Source organism: Brucella grignonensis, assembly GCF_002252505.1.
Taxonomy (GTDB): Bacteria; Pseudomonadota; Alphaproteobacteria; order Rhizobiales; family Rhizobiaceae; genus Brucella; species Brucella grignonensis.
On the sequence record NZ_NNRL01000163.1, the window covers coordinates 650,357 to 666,316 of the forward strand.

A 15,960-nucleotide genomic window follows, 5' to 3' on the forward strand; every position below is an offset into this window, starting at 1 on the left:
CTGGAGACAAATTTCTTTGCACAATAATCATTCGAGCAAAGCTTTTAAAAGCCCTGCTCGAACAAGCATTAGAGTGCGCGCAGGTTTTCTGCTGCATTCTTGCCCGAACGGCGGTCAGCAACAACTTCAAAGCTGACCTTCTGGCCTTCGTTGAGAGTGCTCATGCCCGAGCGTTCTACAGCCGAGATGTGTACGAACACGTCTACGCCGCCGTCATCAGGCTGAATGAAGCCGAAGCCCTTGGTTGTATTAAAGAATTTTACTGTTCCGTTTGCCATGTTGAATTCCTTTCAAATCGCACGGTTAAAATATAATGGATCAAAATCCATCGCCGAATTTCACGAATTTGAAAGAAATACCGGGTGGCGAAAGCGCGCCGAAACATTCGAAAACAAAATCGATGGTCATTATATATGTGCCATTCTCGGATTTTACAAGGCGCTTTTCCAAAAACCATAAAATTACTATTGTGAATATAAATTATTTTAACCTGAATATTATGAAGGAACGTTACAACTATAAAATTTTGCGAGCTCAAACCATGTCGATTTGTAAACCGCAACGAGAATAACGGTATATAGGAATTTCGACGTTTACGAAATTTTCTTGGTCTTATATTAGAATTTCAGCATGTTCATAGGGACCATTGTATGACGCTCGTACCGTACTTTCTGACTGTTCATTTGACGGTTTCATGCGTCTTTATCCTGACTTTCGCTTTCGTTTCTATTCAGGAACGGAATTACTCTGCCCCTCGCTGGTTCACGCTCGCGTCTATATCCTCCGCGCTTGTCGCAATCTTCGGATACTGGATTCCGCTTGCAACCAATCCACAGCTGCTTGTGCCTGTTTCATTCGCACTTCTGATAGCAACCTTTCTCGCAATAATTATTGGCTTGCAAAGCATCTACAGGCAAAAGACTGATTGGAAGCTCATTGGCGGATTCTTTCTTGCTGCCATTGTTTGTAATGTTCTGATTTACGATCTGCCACGCACATCGTTTCTGCATCGTTTTCTTTATCAATTGCCACTCTGCCTTGTTCAGCTCCTCATGATCAGGGTGATCTATCGCTCTGGAATGCCGCGGCTGGTTGACAAGCTGATGATGGCCCTCGCGATCTTCAGTTGCCTCCATTATCTGTCGAAAGCATTTCTCATCGCTTGGCCGGGATCAGATATGCGGCCCGAGATCGAAGCCAACATGCTACACGTGCTCGTCTCGCTTTCTATTGGCGTTTTCGTGCAGGTTGCGCGCGGGCTATTGCTGCTGTTGAGCACGGTTTCACACATGGTGGGGGAGGCCAGCGAGCAATCAGAAGTCGATGAGCTTTCTCAGATTTATAATCGTCGCGGTTTTGATCGCCATGTTTCCCGAGTACTGGTGCGTAAGGGCGCGCGCATTCATTACTCGGTGATTATGAGCGATTTGGATTTCTTTAAACGCGTCAATGACACCTACGGGCATGATGGCGGCGACCGCGTGATTGCAGCCTTTGGCAAATTGCTCAAAACACGACTGCCGCGATCAGCTGTGGCTGCGCGTATGGGTGGAGAAGAATTTGTTGTCTTCATTCCGGATAGCGATATGGCGGCTGCTGAATCTCTGGCGCAAAGTCTGCGCCAAGCATTGTCTGAAATGCGTTTCGTGGGAAAGGCGCCGGACTGGGGCCCCACTGCAAGCTTTGGTGTAGCTGAACAAGTGGGTGACGAGGGGTTCTATGAGACGATGCGTCGTGCCGATGCAGCGCTCTACCAGGCCAAGAAGGCAGGACGTAACCGCGTCCATATTGCCTGAGTTATTACTTGCCTGATTGTTCCCGTTCGACAGCTCTCCAGCCGATATCCGAGCGATAAAAACCTTCTGGCCAATCGATTTTTTTGACCGCACCATAGGCATTGGCCTGTGCTTCAGCGACCGTTTCGGCAATAGCTGTAACGTTAAGCACGCGTCCGCCGCTGGCAATGAGCTTGCCGTCTTTCTCTGCCGTACCAGCGTGGAAAACTTTCAGGCCTTCTATGCCTTCAAGCTTATCGAGGCCGCGAATGACGCTGCCTTTTTTCACGTTGGTTGGATAACCTTCTGCAGCCATGACGACCGTAAGTGCTGGCTGGTCTTTCCATTCAAGCGAAACTTGATCGAGTTTGCCGTCAACCGCTGCGTTGATGAGGTCGAGCAGGTCGCTTTCAAGGCGCATCATCAGTACCTGGCATTCGGGATCACCGAAGCGGGTGTTGTATTCAATAAGCTTGGGTCCATCCTTGCCGATCATAAGGCCAAGGAACAGCACGCCCGAGAAAGATGCACCGATTTCTGCCATGCCGCGCATGGTCGGCTCGATCAGCTCGCGCATGGTGCGTTCAACGATTTCGGGCGTCATCACAGGGGCAGGGGCATAGGCTCCCATGCCGCCAGTGTTTACACCCGTATCGCCATCGCCGACGCGCTTGTGGTCCTGTGCTGAGCCGAGCGGTAGCGCAGTCTTGCCATCGCAAATGCAGAAAAAGCTGGCTTCCTCGCCATCAAGAAACTCTTCTACGACTACTTCGGCACCGGCAGAGCCGAATGCACCTTCAAAGCATGCATCGACGGCGTCGAGTGCTTCATCAAGTGTCATGGCAACCACCACGCCCTTGCCAGCAGCAAGGCCATCGGCTTTGACAACGATGGGGGCGCCCATTTCGCGAACATAGGCTTTTGCTTTTGGCGCATTGTTGAAGCGACCATAAGCGCCAGTCGGAATATCAAAGCGGGCACAAAGGTCTTTGGTGAAGCCTTTGGAGCCTTCAAGCTGGGCTGCAAGCTTTGATGGTCCGAAGACGCGGATGTCGGCTGCAGTGAGATCGTCGGCGAGGCCCGCAACGAGTGGTGCTTCTGGACCTACGACGACAAGATCAATGGCTTTTTCCTTCGCAAAGGCGATGACGGCTGCGTGGTCGGTCACATCAAGTGCTACGAGCTCTGCATATTCAGCAATGCCGGGGTTGCCGGGAGCGCAATAGAGCTTTTCGAGCTTTGCAGATGCGGCAAGTTTCCATGCCAGTGCGTGTTCGCGGCCACCTGAACCGATCAACAGAACTTTCATGCCTTGCTCCCTGCGCGTGAGATACGTAAATAATTACTTAGAGCGCCGTGCGCCCTCTTGGGCACTAAATACGGACGCTCTACCTTATTTAATCTACGCATCGCGTTTTCCAAAAATCGATTCCGATTTTTCAGCCGATGCTGTAGTTACTTCGGGTCTCTATTGCCCATCGCGTGTGCGAGCAAGGGCAGCGCCGCAATTTTTCGATAAAAAACGGGAGAGGCCGTCGCAGTTTCAGGAAAGCAGGCAATTATGCAGCATTTAGAGGCACATTCGGATGTCCAGTCGCGGGAAGCTCGCGGACGGGTAAAGGACGCACCATCTGGCCATTGGGTCTACCGTATTCTGCCACCATGGCTCTGGCCCTATGCACAGCTTGCGCGTTGGGATCGGCCTATCGGCTGGCAGCTTCTATTGTGGCCATGCTGGTGGTCGGCGGCGCTTGTCGCAGGCGCTGGTGCACAGCCGGGCGACGGTGCATGGGCGGTCATGCCATCACTCTGGCATCTTGTGTTATTCTTTATTGGATCCGTCGCTATGCGCGGTGCAGGTTGCACCTATAATGACCTTGCCGATCAGGATATTGACGACAAAGTTGACCGTACCCGGTCGCGACCGCTGCCGTCTGGGCAAGTGACGCGCAAACAGGCCAAATTGTTTCTGGTCTTGCAGGCCCTGGTCGGGCTGGCTGTTGTGTTGCAGTTCAACTGGTTCTCGATCGGGCTTGGGGTCGGCTCACTGCTGATCGTCGCGGCCTATCCTTTCATGAAGCGTTTTACCAACCTGCCGCAGGTGGTGCTTGGACTTGCCTTCTCCTGGGGTGCACTGATGGGCTGGGCAGCGGTAGAAGGTTCGCTCGCGCTTCCGCCTGTGCTGCTTTATATTGGTTCGATCCTGTGGGTGATCGGCTATGACACGATTTATGCCCATCAGGACAAGGAAGATGATGCGCTGGTCGGCGTTGGCTCGACGGCACGCCTCTTCGGAAAACATACCAAGACAGCGCTCATGGTGCTTTATGGTGGGGCGATCGGGTTTTTCGCGGCGGCTTTCGCAGTGGCTCAGGTGCCAATGCCTGCGCTGGCGGGTCTGCTCGCAGCAGGTGCACATCTTTATCGCCAGATCATTGTGCTCGATATTGATAATCCGGATCAGTGTCTGAGGTTGTTCAAGTCGAACAACATTGTCGGGCTGATTATCTTTCTGGGCCTTGTGCTGGGAAGTCTTTGGGTGGCGGTCAAACCGCTGGTCTAGAAGATATAAAAAGGCCACCAAAACGGTGGCCTTATTTACATTCAACTACGGATAGAGCCTGTCCTTATTCCAGTCACCATCCGGCGTGGGCCGCGTAAACAACACGCGGTCATGCAGACGGAAGGGACGGTCATGCCAGAACTCGATGGAAGTTGGACGAATGCGGAAACCGGACCAGTGAGCTGGGCGAGGAATTTCGCCAATGGCATATCGGGCCGTATATTCGGCAACAGCCTTTTCCAGTGCAAAGCGGCTTTCAAGCGGTCGCGACTGTTTGGATGCCCAGGCACCGATGCGGCTACCACGCGGACGTGAGGCATAATAAGCGTCGGCTTCGGCGTCACTGACCTTTTCAACAGGGCCGCGAACACGCACCTGACGGCGTAGTGATTTCCAATGAAAGCACATTGCAGCCTTCTCGGCAGACAGGATTTCCTGTCCCTTCGTGCTTTCATAATTGGTGTAGAAGACGAAGCCGTGCTCATCGAAATCCTTGAGCAATACCATCCGCACATTGGGCATGCCGTCCGGATCGACAGTCGCCAGAGCCAATGCATTTGGATCGTTCAATTCGCTTTTGGTTGCATCGTTGAGCCACTCCGCGAAGAGATTGAACGGTTCTGAACTCTGGGTGAAATCTTCGGTGGCGCTGGTCATATTTTCTGTTTCGCAGTTCGATTGGAAAGCATGTTCACTTGTTTGCGATTGGGAACCTCGTCCAATTCGTAAGCTTTGTCCATGCCTGGTTGTTGCGGCAGATTAGAGCATTCGATCCAAAAACGCGCTTTGGCTGCTCACAAACTTTGAACGACAGAAGCTGTGCCTACCAATTTTATACCGTTGTTCTTTGATATTGATTTGTTTACCTTGCCCGCGAACCGCTTGTTAACTCCATATCCCCCATAATTCCTACATCTTTAGGATGTATTATAAGGGAAGACCGTTGGCTGCTCTATCCGCTCGCCGCGAAAAATATGACGACTCTACAGTTTCTGGTATGGCACTTCTGCGCCATGTAGCTCTTGCTATGGTTGTTATGTCGTTGGCTGGCTGCGCCATGGGCGGAGTGAGTATTGAAAAAGCGGTGCCTGATTCTTCAATGATTACCGGCTCGGTGAAACCCGCGCAGAAAACTGAGACGGATACAGGCAAGCTCTCCGACCAGTCGACTATCAAGGGCATCGTATCGGCGCTCGATTTCACCCAATGGGGCAAGAAACCTGTTCCGTGGGCTAATCCAGATACCGGCAGTCAGGGTACAATCACGACGGTTGCAGAGACAAAATCTGGCGATGGTCTGTGCCGCCAATTTGAAACTTCGCGCGAAGCCTTTGATGGTGTTTCTATTTATCGCGGTGAGACCTGCATGCAGCGCGGTGGCCAGTGGACCCTGACATCATTCGCACCAATTTAAAGCATTTTCAGCAAAAGCGGGAACCGGTTTTGCGTTCCGAAACGCGCAAAATAAAGAGATAAAAGGATTCCAACGGCTCAATCTTAGCTGGAAGGGCTCTCAGCTTTCTGGGAAACAATCCTCTATAACTCTGGAAGTTTCTGCGCTTAGTGCGCATATTATGGCAAACTGAGTCTAACGACTGAGATTACAGTCATTTTTCCTGAATGAGGACTTTATGCGCGATCCCTATAGCGTGCTGGGCGTCGCCAAAACGGCGAAGCCCGAGGAAATAAAATCGGCTTTTCGCAAGTTGGCCAAGAAGCACCATCCGGATCAGAACCAGGATGACCCGAAGGCGCAAGAGCGTTTTGCGGAAGTAAATCAAGCCTACGAGATCGTTGGCGACAAAGACAAACGTGGCCAATTTGATCGCGGCGAAATCGACGCCGAAGGCAAGCCAGCCTTTCAGGGCTTTGGCGGGCAGGGCGGTGGTTTTGGTGGTGCCGGTGGTGATCCATTCGGTGGCTTCCGCCAGCGTGGCGGCAACAGCCATTTTGATTTTCGCGGTGCCGGTGGTGGGCAACAGGGCGGCTTCGGTGGCGCGGAAGACATATTGAACGATCTGTTCGGTGGTGCCTTTGGCGGCGGTGCCCGTGGTGGTGCACGTCAGCAGCGTGGACCTGTGAAGGGCAGTGATCTCGCCGCGTCTATCAACATTACGCTTGAGCAGGCAGCGGGGGCCGACAAGGTCGAAGCCGTGTTTCCGAACGGCAAGCATCTGAAGATCAAGCTTCCGCAGTTTGTTGAGGACGGTCAGACCATCCGGCTTAAAGGGCAAGGCGAACACATTGTCGGCGGTACGCCCGGCGATGCTCTGGTGACGATTCACTTCAAGCCAAGCACGCGCTTCAAGCTTGAAGGCCGCGATGTTCACGTTGATCTTCCTGTCGAGCTTGCCGACGCGGTTCTTGGAGGAAAAGCGGAAGTTGATACACTCAACGGCCGCATAGCCGTCAAAGTTCCGGCATGGTCCAGTTCCGACAAGGTACTGCGCCTGAAAGGCAAAGGTTTGCCGCTCAAGGCCGGTGGTCATGGCGATCTTTATGTCCATGTCCGTATCATGCTGCCGGAAGGCGGCGACGCAGAGCTGGAAGAGTTTTTGCGCCAGCGCAAAGCTGACTAACGCTGACTAGAGCATTTCCTGTTTTTCTTGAATCATTGGAAATGCTCAATCTCTTTGTTTTTTCGCATTGTCCGACGCAAAACCGCTTCGCACTTTGCTGGAAATGCTCCAGGTCAATTAGTGGTTTGATTCCGACATTTGCGTCCCTTGCTTACAAGCACCGGACAAATGCCGGAATCAACCGAATCTGCGCTGAGAGCCGTTGCTGCATTCAGCCCGGGGAACGTCGCTTGGTGACGCTTTCCCCCGCTGTAGCCGATGCACGCGCACAACTGTGCTGTGCGATAAAATCACAATACCCGGCTTTTTACGCGCAATTGCTTGAAGCCTGTGCAAGCCTGTGCGATAGGGCATCTAGTTGATTATATTTCAATGAGGACCCTTAATGACCGCAAAGTCAGGTTTGTTGCAGGGCAAGCGCGGATTGATTCTGGGCGTAGCCAACAACCGTTCCATCGCCTGGGGTATTGCCAAGGCCGCTCGTGAAGCTGGTGCGGAACTCGCGTTCACCTATCAGGGTGATGCGTTGAAGAAACGCGTTGAGCCACTGGCTGAAGAATTGGACGCTTTCGTTGCTGGACATTGCGATGTCGCTGACGGCGCAAGCATTGATGCTGTTTTTGAAGCGCTTGAGAAGAAGTGGGGCAAGCTCGACTTCGTCGTGCACGCCATCGGTTTCTCCGACAAGGACGAACTGACTGGCCGTTACGTCGATACAAGCGAAGCCAATTTCCAGAACACGATGCTGATTTCAGTCTATTCGCTTACGGCCATTTCGCGCCGTGCAGAAAAGCTGATGGCTGATGGCGGTTCTATTTTGACGCTGACCTATTACGGTGCTGAAAAAGTTATGCCGAACTACAACGTCATGGGCGTTGCAAAGGCAGCACTTGAAGCAAGCGTAAAATATCTCGCTGTCGATCTTGGACCACAGAATATTCGCGTCAACGCGATTTCAGCTGGCCCGATCAAGACGCTTGCCGCATCCGGCATTGGCGACTTCCGTTATATTCTCAAGTGGAACGAATATAACGCGCCGCTGCGCCGTACCGTGACCATCGATGAAGTGGGCGATGTTGGCCTCTACTTCCTCTCCGACCTGTCTCGCTCGGTTACCGGCGAAGTGCACCATGCCGACAGCGGCTATCATGTCATTGGCATGAAGGCGGTCGATGCGCCGGATATTTCGGTCGTCAAGGACTGAGACGGATAATACAAAATCCCGAAAAGTTGACCGACTTTTCGGGATTTTTCTTATGTCTTTCCGGTGCAGGAAGGCTATCGAGTAAAGAGCACATGCGCAAAACTGCGCGTCATACGATGAAATCAAGCGGCAGATAGAGGTAGGCTTTTGGCTCGGGAGATCATCTACTTTTCGCGTCACGGCGAGACCGACTGGAATGTTTCGCAGCGCATTCAGGGGCAACTCGATATTGATATCAATGCCCATGGTCGCACGCAGGCCGATCGTAACGGGGATATGCTGAAATCACTGATCGGCAATGGGGCAGGTTACGATTTCGTGGCAAGCCCGCTGCGCCGCACGCGCGAGACGATGGAACGTATTCGTTTACGCATGGGGCTCGACCCTTACGACTTCCGCACCGATCCGCAATTGATGGAAGTGAATTTTGGCGACTGGCAAGGCTTCATGATGGAAGACATTGCCAAGGAGAGCATCGATCTCGTCGAAGCCCGCGCCCGCGACAAATGGAATTTCATCCCGCCGGGCGAAACTGCAGAAAGCTATATGCGGCTTTCACAGCGGATTGGTCGCTGGGTTGAAGCTGTGGAATGGCCAACCGTTTGCGTGACGCATGGCGGCTGCATCCGCACCCTGTTCTATCTCTACGGCGATATGGACGGCCACGCCGCCGCAAACCTCTCCATTCCACAGGATAAAATTCTGAAGTTTGAAAACGGCAAGCTTGAGTGGGTTTAAAAAGCCGGATAGCTTTTCAGGTCTATGAGGCGGTGTCGTTATACCGCGCTGAAAAGCTTCATCTTGCGAGAAAAACATGCCCTTCAAGCGCTTTGCGGTTATTGCAGATATTCACGGCAACAGCGATGCGCTGGCGGCTGTGCTCACTGATATAGATGCCCTGCGCATTGAGACTATCATTAATCTTGGTGACCATCTGAGCGGGCCGCTCGCGGCTCGCGAAACCGCAGATATACTGATGGCACGCGAGATGATCTCCATTCGTGGCAATCATGACCGCTGGTTGGTGGAAAAGCCTGTCGCCGAGATGGGGCCTTCGGATCGCGTTGCTTTTGAGCAAATCGAAGAGCAGCACCTTGCATGGCTGCGGAATTTGCCCGCGACGCTGACACTGGCGGATGGGCGAATTTTCATCTGCCATGGTACACCGACGAGCGATATCACTTACTGGCTGGAAACGGTCACCGTCACTGGCGATGTTGTTCTGCGCGGACGTGATGAAATTGAAGCGGAAGCAGAAGATATTGCTGCCTCGCTTATCCTCTGTGGTCACACGCACACGCCGCGCGTGGTGCGTTTGAGTGACGGTCGCCAGATCGTCAATCCCGGAAGTGTGGGCTGCCCGGGCTATGATGATGACCAGCCGGTGCCGCATATTGTCCAAACCGGAACGCCGAATGCCTCTTATGCCATAATCGAAAGCAGTGCGTTGGGCTGGCAGGTCACGTTCCGCAGTATTCCCTATGATACGACACGTATGGCTTCGCTGGCCGAACAAGCGGGCAGGCCGGAATGGGCTCGTGTCATCCGCAGCGGATGGCTTCGGAAGGCATAGGGTCGTAGGTCGTAAAGCGCCTTTATTGTCATTTGGCAAAAATATGCTATATTTCTGCCATAAGGATGATGAGCGATGGAACTTCAGCCAATCAGCATAACGCCTGTAGGCGGTCTGACAAGCGTGATCACCGACGAGGAAGCGGGTGCACTTGCACGGACCACAGTCAATTTGCTTAAGGTTTGGAAGCTGTCGGATGCTGAGGCCTGCACGCTTTTGGGCGATATGTCCCCGCGCACCTGGGCGCGTTGGAAAGAAGGCACTATAGGCCGCATCGATCGCGATCTGCGGATGCGGATGGCGCATCTCATGGGCATTCATAAAGGTCTGCGTTATCTGTTTCGAGATGCTGCGCGCGGTTATGCCTGGATCAGGAAACCCAATGCCGCCTTTGGTGGGCTTTCGGCGCTTGATCTCATGCTGCGTGGTGAAATCTCTGATCTCGCTGCCCTCCGCGACTGGCTGAATGCGGAGCGCGGTGCATGGTAAGTGGGCTGGCCGTAAAGCGCCCGGTTCACTGGCCGCAGACCTATCGCATCATCCGCTCCATCTATCCCCCCATTGATCTGTTTGAAGATATTGCCGACCCCCGCGATTGGGAGGCCTTGGCTTCAGTTGAAGAGAAAACCAATCCGCGTATTCGTTTCGAGATAGGTGATCTCGGCAAGGTGCCTGCCGATCGGCGAGTAGCGGGGCAGGGCGCTTCCTATGTAATGGCACCATTCGTGCATTGCTCCAGGCAGCGTCCCGGCCGCTTTAGCGACGGAAGCTATGGTATCTATTACGCGGCGGACCAGGAAAATGTGGCAGTTGCTGAAACCATCCACCATTATGAAAAATTCATGCGCGCGACCAATGAAGAACCTGGCTGGACTTCAGACTTTCGGGTGCTGATTGGGAGTGTCGGTCGCGAACTCGATGATGTGAGCAAGGTCCCGGACGTGCTTGATCCGGTTGATTATACGGCTTCACATGTCGAGGGGCGAGAACTGCGCGCTCAGGGGAGCCATGGGCTGCTATGGCCAAGTGTGCGGATGCGCGGCGGGTTCTGTATCGGGGTTTTCTGGCCGAATGTTATAACGATTCCCGTTCAGGGACGACATTACAGCTATCATTGGAACGGAGCCCGCGTCGATTTTGTTCGCCAGTACGACACGGGCACGGTGCTCGAAGTGAAATGATATCTAAGGCGCTTCCTGAATGTCGGTAATGAAGCGGGTATCATCAGCTTCATCATAGAGGATGATAACTTTCATGCCTTTGGAGATGGCGGAATAATCAAACTCGCCGGGCAGTTTATAAGTCTTGCCATCATCCAGCGTAATCGTTTCTTTGTCTTTATTGATGCCAGTGATCTTGCCCTCGACATCGTCCGCCATGGCGACGGTCGAGAAGAGCGAGGCAATGATGAAGATCAGTCCCACAATATACTGCATGGGTGTCATCCTCTTTTTGAGTGCCCGACCGTCAGCTGACTGATTCGACACGAATTGCATTTTGCGCGATCACTTTCCTCTGGTTGTATAGTCTGACTGTACGGGTAGAAAATGGGTGGCGCAACGTGATTATTGACCCCATTTTAGTCGGTGGAATGTGTCAAAAAGAATGCGGCATGTGGATGATCCGAAGGAAATTTTGCGATCTCAATGCGCCTATTCAGAGCTATAATTTGACCATGGCTGAAAAGGCCAATAAAACCAGCCCGTATCCTGCCTGAAAAGGCGCATTCCTTAATCGGGCTTAGCAATGTCTCATAACAGTTTTGGTCATCTCTTCCGCGTAACAACCTGGGGCGAAAGCCATGGTCTGGCGCTTGGTTGTGTGGTGGATGGATGCCCTCCGGGTATCACGTTCACGGAAGCTGAAATCCAAGCCTATCTCGACAAGCGCAAGCCCGGTCAGTCAAAATACACGACGCAGCGCCGCGAGCCGGACCAGGTGCGCGTGTTGTCCGGTGTAATTCTGGGCGATGACGGCGTGACCATGACTACGACCGGCACGCCGATTTCGATGATGATCGAAAACACCGATCAGCGGTCGAAGGATTATGGCGAGATTGCCCGCCAGTATCGTCCGGGCCATGCCGATTATACCTACGACGTCAAATATGGCATTCGCGACTATCGCGGCGGCGGACGTTCGTCCGCACGCGAAACGGCAGCGCGTGTTGCAGCCGGCGCCATCGCCCGCAAGATTGTGCCCGGGCTTGAAGTCAAGGGTGCGCTGGTGGCCATGGGCGTGCACGGTATCGACCGTCGCCGCTGGAACTGGTCGGAAGTGGACAACAATCCTTTCTTCTCGCCGGATGCCGGTTCGGTCGAGCTGTTCGCGGACTATCTCGATGGCATTCGCAAGAGCGGATCATCGGTTGGAGCAGTCATCGAGATTGTGGCCGAAGGTGTGCCTGCGGGCATTGGAGCGCCGATTTATGGTAAGCTCGATCAGGATATCGCAAGCCTTTTGATGTCTATCAATGCTGTCAAAGGCGTTGAAATCGGCAATGGTTTTGAAGCTGCGCGCCTGACCGGTGAAGAAAACGCCGATGAAATGCGGATCGGCAATGACGGTCAGCCGATGTTCCTGTCCAATCATGCGGGCGGCATTCTGGGTGGCATTGCAACCGGCGCACCAGTTGTGGCGCGCTTCGCGGTGAAACCAACCTCGTCGATCCTCACGCCGCGCAAATCCATTGATAAGGACGGCAAGGAAGTGGACGTGATGACCAAGGGGCGTCATGATCCTTGCGTGGGTATTCGCGCAGTGCCGATTGGCGAAGCGATGGTCGCCTGCGCAATTGCTGATCATTATTTGCGTCATCGCGGTCAGACGGGGCGCGTGTAAAGCATTTCCAGCAAAAGTGTGAAGCGGTTTTGTGTAGGATAATGCGTAGAGACATGAGCATTTCCAGCAAAAGTGTGAAGCGGTTTTGCGTAGGATAATGCGTGTAAGTGAGTTCAGTTTCAGGAACTGAGGGCCGGTTTTCGACTGAAGCTGTGGTACAACCATTGAGGCTGAAATGAGCTATAATCAGAAACAGGTCGTTGATGCGCTGCGCGCTTTCGAGCGTGGCGAAATTGTTGTGGTCATGGATGATGACGGACGCGAGAACGAAGGCGATCTGATCGTTGCCGCCGTTCACTGCACGCCGGAAAAAATGGCCTTTATCGTGCGCTATACGTCAGGCATCGTGTGCACGCCGATGCCACGTGAAGAGGCCAAGCGACTCAATCTTGCGCCAATGGTTGCAGAAAACGAATCCGCGCATACGACGGCTTTCACCGTTACCGTTGATTACCGTCACGGTACGACGACCGGCATTTCAGCTGACGACCGCACGCTCACGGTACGCAATCTGGCGAACCCCAATGCTGGCGCTGGCGATTTCGTACGCCCCGGCCATATTTTCCCGCTTATCGCGAGAGAAGGCGGTGTGCTGATGCGCTCCGGCCATACCGAAGCGGCAGTCGATCTCTGCAAGCTTGCAAACCTGCCACCCATCGGTGTCATCTGCGAACTCATCAATGATGACGGCACCGTTATGCGTGGTCCTGACGTGACAGCATTTGCAGAAAAGCACGAGCTGCATCGCGTAACGGTCGCGGACCTCATCGCTTATCGCCAGCGTAAGGAAACGCTGGTCAAGCGGGTCGGTGACGCTACAATCGGCACCTGTGCTGGCGCGGCCCATGCCTATACTTACGAACTCCCATGGGAGCCAATGCAGCATGTGGCGGTGGTCTTTGGTGATATTCGTGATGGTGAGAATGTGCCTGTCCGTTTGCATCGCGAAGATGTGCTGAGCGATGTTTTCGGCAAAGGTGGCAACAATCTCGACGAGATTATGAAGCGTATGGGCAAGGAAGGCCGCGGCGTTCTGGTTTATCTGCGTGAAGGCTCGGTCGGTGTGCGTGCTGATCACCGCGATGCCCGTGCGCGTGAAGCTTTGCTGGCAGAACATGAAGCCCATGCGGAAGCCGTTGCCCGCGAGGAAGAATGGCGCCAGATCGGTCTGGGTGCACAGATTTTGAAAGATCTTGGCATCACTTCGATCGTGCTTTTGGCATCGCGGGAACGTCACTATGTCGGGCTCGAGGGTTTTGGCATCAACATATCGCGCACGGAAATCATCTGACACCGTGCTGTCTGTTAAAGATGCTACAGGAGCGCCATGACCACACGGCTTTACTGGCATCCGACCTATCTTGAACATCACGTGCCGCCCGGACATCCCGAGCGGCCCGACCGCATTCGTGCATTGATGAGCGAGCTGGAAGGGCCGGATTTTTACCGTCTTGATCGTGTGGAAGCGCGGGCTGCTTCGCAAGAGGCCATTTTGCTCGCGCATCCTGAAAGCTATGTCGAAACGATCCGTAATGAGATACCGGACCTTATCGACAACGAAGAGGCACCGCAGCCGATCAATAAACTTGGTGTCGATACCTATGTGAGCCCGAAAAGCTGGGAAGCTGCCCTTCTGGCGATTGGTGCAGCCAACGCTGCTGTCGATGATGTTTTTTCCGGGCAGGCGGACAACGTGTTTGTCGCGTCGCGTCCTCCCGGCCATCACGCCGAACTTTCTACAGCCATGGGCTTTTGCCTTTTCAACAATGTTGCCATCGCCGCCCGTCATGCACAGCGCAATCACGGTGCAGAGCGCGTTGCAATCGTCGATTGGGACGTGCATCACGGCAATGGTACACAGGATATTTTCAAAGACGATCCGAGCGTTCTCTACTGCTCGACGCATCAGTTTCCGCTCTTTCCCGGCACAGGCCGGAAAGACGAGGTGGGTGTGGGGAACATCGTCAATGCACCGCTTTCACCCAATACCGGCAGCCGAGAATTTCGCGAGGCATTTAATAGTCGTGTATTGCCCGCTTTGGACAACTTCCGGCCCGATTTGGTCCTTATTTCAGCTGGCTTCGACGCGCATTTCCGCGATCCGCTGGCCGAGATCAATCTCGATGCAGCAGATTTCGATTGGGCGACGGGCAAGCTCATGGAACGTGCTGAACGGTTCTGCAATCACCGACTGGTGAGTGTGCTTGAAGGTGGATATGATCTTGAGGGCTTGTCGCAGTCCGCGTCTTCTCATATTACGCGGCTGTTGAAAGGATAAACCATGGTAACCGAACCGTCCAACACCGACATTGCAGTTATGAGCTTCGAGGATGCCTTGAAGCAGCTTGAGAAGATCGTCGATGATCTGGAGCGGGGCGACGTGCCGCTGGAGGAATCCATTCGCATCTATGAGCGCGGCGAAGCGCTAAAGAAGCATTGCGACACGCTGCTGAAATCAGCTGAAGACAAGGTTGAGAAAATCCGCATTGGCCGCGATGGTCAGCCTGCTGGCACTGAGCCGCTCGACGCTGAATAATTAAAACATTGCCTTGAGTTGGGCGGCGTAGGGCGCAAGCACGCCGCTCAGAAGATAGGGGCCAAGTCCCCACACAAGCGTCCACCCGGCAGCACCCACCACATTGGCGCATAAAAAATGCAGCGGGTTCATTTTCATGGACCCGGCGACAATGCCGTTCAATTGTCTGAGCAGGACTACGAAGCGCGCAGTTGCGACCACGTAAATGCCTTTGCTTTCAAACATCCTCTCGAATTTATCGAGCCGTTCAGGCGTGAGTTTTACATAATTTCCGTAGCGAAGGATGAGCGCTCTTCCGCCAAAGCGCCCAATGGCATAGCCGGTGCAGTCACCCAAGACCGCGCCAACAAATACAGCCAGAATGACCATTTCGATATTCAGTGTGCCATGCAATGCCAGAAGCGAACTTGCAATGAGGGCACTTTCACCGGGAAGCGGTGCGCCGAAAGATTCAAAATAGACAATAATGAAAAGTGCCAGCGCGCCGTAGGCGGTGATGTAGGGCTCAATGAAGCTCATCATTAAAAAGTGGCACTTTCAGAAGACAAGATATGAAAAGGCTCCGGCGCGAACCGGAGCCAGCAGTTATAATTGGTTTTTTCAGCCGATGGAACGTTTGCCGGTGATCTTGTGGTAAGCCCACAAAACTATAATTGAACCGATAATGGCGATAATCAGACTGATTGGATCGAAGGCGCCAGTGACGCCACGACCGAAAAGAGATGAAGAAAGAACGCCGCCAACGATTGCCCCGACAATGCCCAGCGCAATGTCGAAAAACAGTCCTTGTCCGCTTTTATTGACGATCTTGCTGCCGATGAAGCCGGCAATCAGACCTAGAATAATCCAGCTTATAACAGACATCTAATATCTCCTATTACGCAAATAA

General features: G+C 53.3%; 19 protein-coding genes. 13 read left to right on the forward strand and 6 right to left on the reverse strand.

Annotated elements, in window-relative coordinates:
• Positions 1 to 68: 68 nt before the first annotated feature.
• Entirely contained in the window at positions 69 to 278 is a 210-nt protein-coding gene (locus CEV33_RS16900) for a cold-shock protein (protein ID WP_094541560.1), read from the reverse strand.
• Positions 279 to 650: 372 nt separating this feature from the next.
• On the opposite strand from CEV33_RS16900, the gene CEV33_RS16905 reads away from it, so the two are divergent.
• Positions 651 to 1,796, forward strand: coding sequence for a GGDEF domain-containing protein (locus tag CEV33_RS16905; RefSeq protein ID WP_094541561.1), 1,146 nt, complete (start codon positions 651 to 653; stop codon positions 1,794 to 1,796).
• Between the two features lie 4 nt (positions 1,797 to 1,800).
• On the opposite strand, the gene purD is transcribed toward CEV33_RS16905, so the two are convergent.
• The gene (gene purD / locus CEV33_RS16910) at positions 1,801 to 3,084 is read right to left on the reverse strand and encodes a phosphoribosylamine--glycine ligase (protein WP_094541562.1); all 1,284 of its coding nucleotides are present in this window, start codon (positions 3,082 to 3,084) and stop codon (positions 1,801 to 1,803) included.
• Positions 3,085 to 3,336: 252 nt separating this feature from the next.
• Between purD and ubiA the strand changes: the two genes are divergently transcribed.
• Positions 3,337 to 4,338 (forward strand): 4-hydroxybenzoate octaprenyltransferase, encoded by a 1,002-nt coding sequence (gene ubiA, locus CEV33_RS16915; RefSeq protein ID WP_094541563.1) that lies wholly within the window; start codon positions 3,337 to 3,339, stop codon positions 4,336 to 4,338.
• A 45-nt stretch (positions 4,339 to 4,383) separates the two neighbouring features.
• On the opposite strand, the gene pdxH is transcribed toward ubiA, so the two are convergent.
• Positions 4,384 to 5,061: a pyridoxamine 5'-phosphate oxidase gene (gene pdxH / locus CEV33_RS16920; RefSeq protein WP_268875814.1), complete on the reverse strand. Its 678-nt coding sequence runs from the start codon at positions 5,059 to 5,061 to the stop codon at positions 4,384 to 4,386.
• A 220-nt stretch (positions 5,062 to 5,281) separates the two neighbouring features.
• On the opposite strand from pdxH, the gene CEV33_RS16925 reads away from it, so the two are divergent.
• From CEV33_RS16925 to CEV33_RS16955, 7 genes are all read left to right on the forward strand, one after another.
• On the forward strand, positions 5,282 to 5,752 hold the full coding sequence (locus CEV33_RS16925) for an RT0821/Lpp0805 family surface protein (RefSeq protein ID WP_235818437.1): 471 nt from the start codon (positions 5,282 to 5,284) through the stop codon (positions 5,750 to 5,752).
• Positions 5,753 to 5,969: 217 nt separating this feature from the next.
• Positions 5,970 to 6,917 carry a DnaJ C-terminal domain-containing protein gene (locus CEV33_RS16930; protein ID WP_094541565.1) on the forward strand — a complete coding sequence of 316 codons (948 nt, stop codon included), beginning with the start codon at positions 5,970 to 5,972 and terminating at the stop codon, positions 6,915 to 6,917.
• Positions 6,918 to 7,302: 385 nt separating this feature from the next.
• On the forward strand, positions 7,303 to 8,121 hold the full coding sequence (gene fabI, locus CEV33_RS16935; protein WP_007873744.1) for an enoyl-ACP reductase FabI: 819 nt from the start codon (positions 7,303 to 7,305) through the stop codon (positions 8,119 to 8,121).
• Positions 8,122 to 8,268: 147 nt separating this feature from the next.
• Complete coding sequence (locus CEV33_RS16940) at positions 8,269 to 8,859, forward strand: histidine phosphatase family protein (RefSeq protein WP_094541566.1); 591 nt, start codon at positions 8,269 to 8,271, stop codon at positions 8,857 to 8,859.
• A 76-nt stretch (positions 8,860 to 8,935) separates the two neighbouring features.
• Positions 8,936 to 9,694 carry a metallophosphoesterase family protein gene (locus CEV33_RS16945; RefSeq protein WP_094541567.1) on the forward strand — a complete coding sequence of 253 codons (759 nt, stop codon included), beginning with the start codon at positions 8,936 to 8,938 and terminating at the stop codon, positions 9,692 to 9,694.
• Between the two features lie 75 nt (positions 9,695 to 9,769).
• Positions 9,770 to 10,183 carry an MbcA/ParS/Xre antitoxin family protein gene (locus CEV33_RS16950; RefSeq protein ID WP_094541568.1) on the forward strand — a complete coding sequence of 138 codons (414 nt, stop codon included), beginning with the start codon at positions 9,770 to 9,772 and terminating at the stop codon, positions 10,181 to 10,183.
• Positions 10,177 to 10,875, forward strand: a complete 699-nt coding sequence (locus tag CEV33_RS16955) for an RES family NAD+ phosphorylase (RefSeq protein WP_094541569.1) — start codon at positions 10,177 to 10,179, stop codon at positions 10,873 to 10,875. Before CEV33_RS16950 ends, CEV33_RS16955 begins: the two co-directional genes overlap by 7 nt.
• Positions 10,876 to 10,878: 3 nt before the next feature.
• On the opposite strand, the gene CEV33_RS16960 is transcribed toward CEV33_RS16955, so the two are convergent.
• Entirely contained in the window at positions 10,879 to 11,130 is a 252-nt protein-coding gene (locus tag CEV33_RS16960) for a DUF1344 domain-containing protein (protein WP_094541760.1), read from the reverse strand.
• Between the two features lie 310 nt (positions 11,131 to 11,440).
• On the opposite strand from CEV33_RS16960, the gene aroC reads away from it, so the two are divergent.
• From aroC to CEV33_RS16980, 4 genes are all read left to right on the forward strand, one after another.
• A complete protein-coding gene (gene aroC / locus CEV33_RS16965) occupies positions 11,441 to 12,535 on the forward strand; it encodes a chorismate synthase (RefSeq protein ID WP_094541570.1) in 1,095 nt (364 codons plus the stop codon).
• A gap of 175 nt (positions 12,536 to 12,710) precedes the next feature.
• Positions 12,711 to 13,826: a 3,4-dihydroxy-2-butanone-4-phosphate synthase gene (gene ribB, locus CEV33_RS16970; protein WP_094541571.1), complete on the forward strand. Its 1,116-nt coding sequence runs from the start codon at positions 12,711 to 12,713 to the stop codon at positions 13,824 to 13,826.
• A 36-nt stretch (positions 13,827 to 13,862) separates the two neighbouring features.
• On the forward strand, positions 13,863 to 14,813 hold the full coding sequence (locus tag CEV33_RS16975) for a histone deacetylase family protein (protein ID WP_094541572.1): 951 nt from the start codon (positions 13,863 to 13,865) through the stop codon (positions 14,811 to 14,813).
• A 3-nt stretch (positions 14,814 to 14,816) separates the two neighbouring features.
• Entirely contained in the window at positions 14,817 to 15,071 is a 255-nt protein-coding gene (locus tag CEV33_RS16980) for an exodeoxyribonuclease VII small subunit (protein WP_007873761.1), read from the forward strand.
• Here CEV33_RS16980 and CEV33_RS16985 read toward each other — a convergent pair whose 3' ends face one another.
• Together CEV33_RS16985 and CEV33_RS16990 are read right to left on the reverse strand one after the other, a co-directional pair.
• Positions 15,072 to 15,590: a DedA family protein gene (locus tag CEV33_RS16985; RefSeq protein ID WP_094541761.1), complete on the reverse strand. Its 519-nt coding sequence runs from the start codon at positions 15,588 to 15,590 to the stop codon at positions 15,072 to 15,074.
• Between the two features lie 81 nt (positions 15,591 to 15,671).
• Complete coding sequence (locus CEV33_RS16990; protein ID WP_024896155.1) at positions 15,672 to 15,935, reverse strand: GlsB/YeaQ/YmgE family stress response membrane protein; 264 nt, start codon at positions 15,933 to 15,935, stop codon at positions 15,672 to 15,674.
• Between the last annotated feature and the right edge of the window lie 25 nt (positions 15,936 to 15,960).

What these genes read in the sequence shown, in the direction of transcription:
- CEV33_RS16900 (WP_094541560.1), bottom strand. Translation starts at nt 278, where the DNA reads ATGGCAAACGGAACAGTAAAATTCTTTAATACAACCAAGGGCTTCGGC.
- CEV33_RS16905 (WP_094541561.1), top strand. Translation starts at nt 651, where the DNA reads ATGACGCTCGTACCGTACTTTCTGACTGTTCATTTGACGGTTTCATGC.
- purD (WP_094541562.1), bottom strand. Translation starts at nt 3,084, where the DNA reads ATGAAAGTTCTGTTGATCGGTTCAGGTGGCCGCGAACACGCACTGGCA.
- ubiA (WP_094541563.1), top strand. Translation starts at nt 3,337, where the DNA reads ATGCAGCATTTAGAGGCACATTCGGATGTCCAGTCGCGGGAAGCTCGC.
- CEV33_RS16930 (WP_094541565.1), top strand. Translation starts at nt 5,970, where the DNA reads ATGCGCGATCCCTATAGCGTGCTGGGCGTCGCCAAAACGGCGAAGCCC.
- fabI (WP_007873744.1), top strand. Translation starts at nt 7,303, where the DNA reads ATGACCGCAAAGTCAGGTTTGTTGCAGGGCAAGCGCGGATTGATTCTG.
- CEV33_RS16945 (WP_094541567.1), top strand. Translation starts at nt 8,936, where the DNA reads ATGCCCTTCAAGCGCTTTGCGGTTATTGCAGATATTCACGGCAACAGC.
- CEV33_RS16950 (WP_094541568.1), top strand. Translation starts at nt 9,770, where the DNA reads ATGGAACTTCAGCCAATCAGCATAACGCCTGTAGGCGGTCTGACAAGC.
- CEV33_RS16955 (WP_094541569.1), top strand. Translation starts at nt 10,177, where the DNA reads ATGGTAAGTGGGCTGGCCGTAAAGCGCCCGGTTCACTGGCCGCAGACC.
- CEV33_RS16960 (WP_094541760.1), bottom strand. Translation starts at nt 11,130, where the DNA reads ATGCAGTATATTGTGGGACTGATCTTCATCATTGCCTCGCTCTTCTCG.
- aroC (WP_094541570.1), top strand. Translation starts at nt 11,441, where the DNA reads ATGTCTCATAACAGTTTTGGTCATCTCTTCCGCGTAACAACCTGGGGC.
- ribB (WP_094541571.1), top strand. Translation starts at nt 12,711, where the DNA reads ATGAGCTATAATCAGAAACAGGTCGTTGATGCGCTGCGCGCTTTCGAG.
- CEV33_RS16975 (WP_094541572.1), top strand. Translation starts at nt 13,863, where the DNA reads ATGACCACACGGCTTTACTGGCATCCGACCTATCTTGAACATCACGTG.
- CEV33_RS16980 (WP_007873761.1), top strand. Translation starts at nt 14,817, where the DNA reads ATGGTAACCGAACCGTCCAACACCGACATTGCAGTTATGAGCTTCGAG.
- CEV33_RS16985 (WP_094541761.1), bottom strand. Translation starts at nt 15,590, where the DNA reads ATGAGCTTCATTGAGCCCTACATCACCGCCTACGGCGCGCTGGCACTT.
- CEV33_RS16990 (WP_024896155.1), bottom strand. Translation starts at nt 15,935, where the DNA reads ATGTCTGTTATAAGCTGGATTATTCTAGGTCTGATTGCCGGCTTCATC.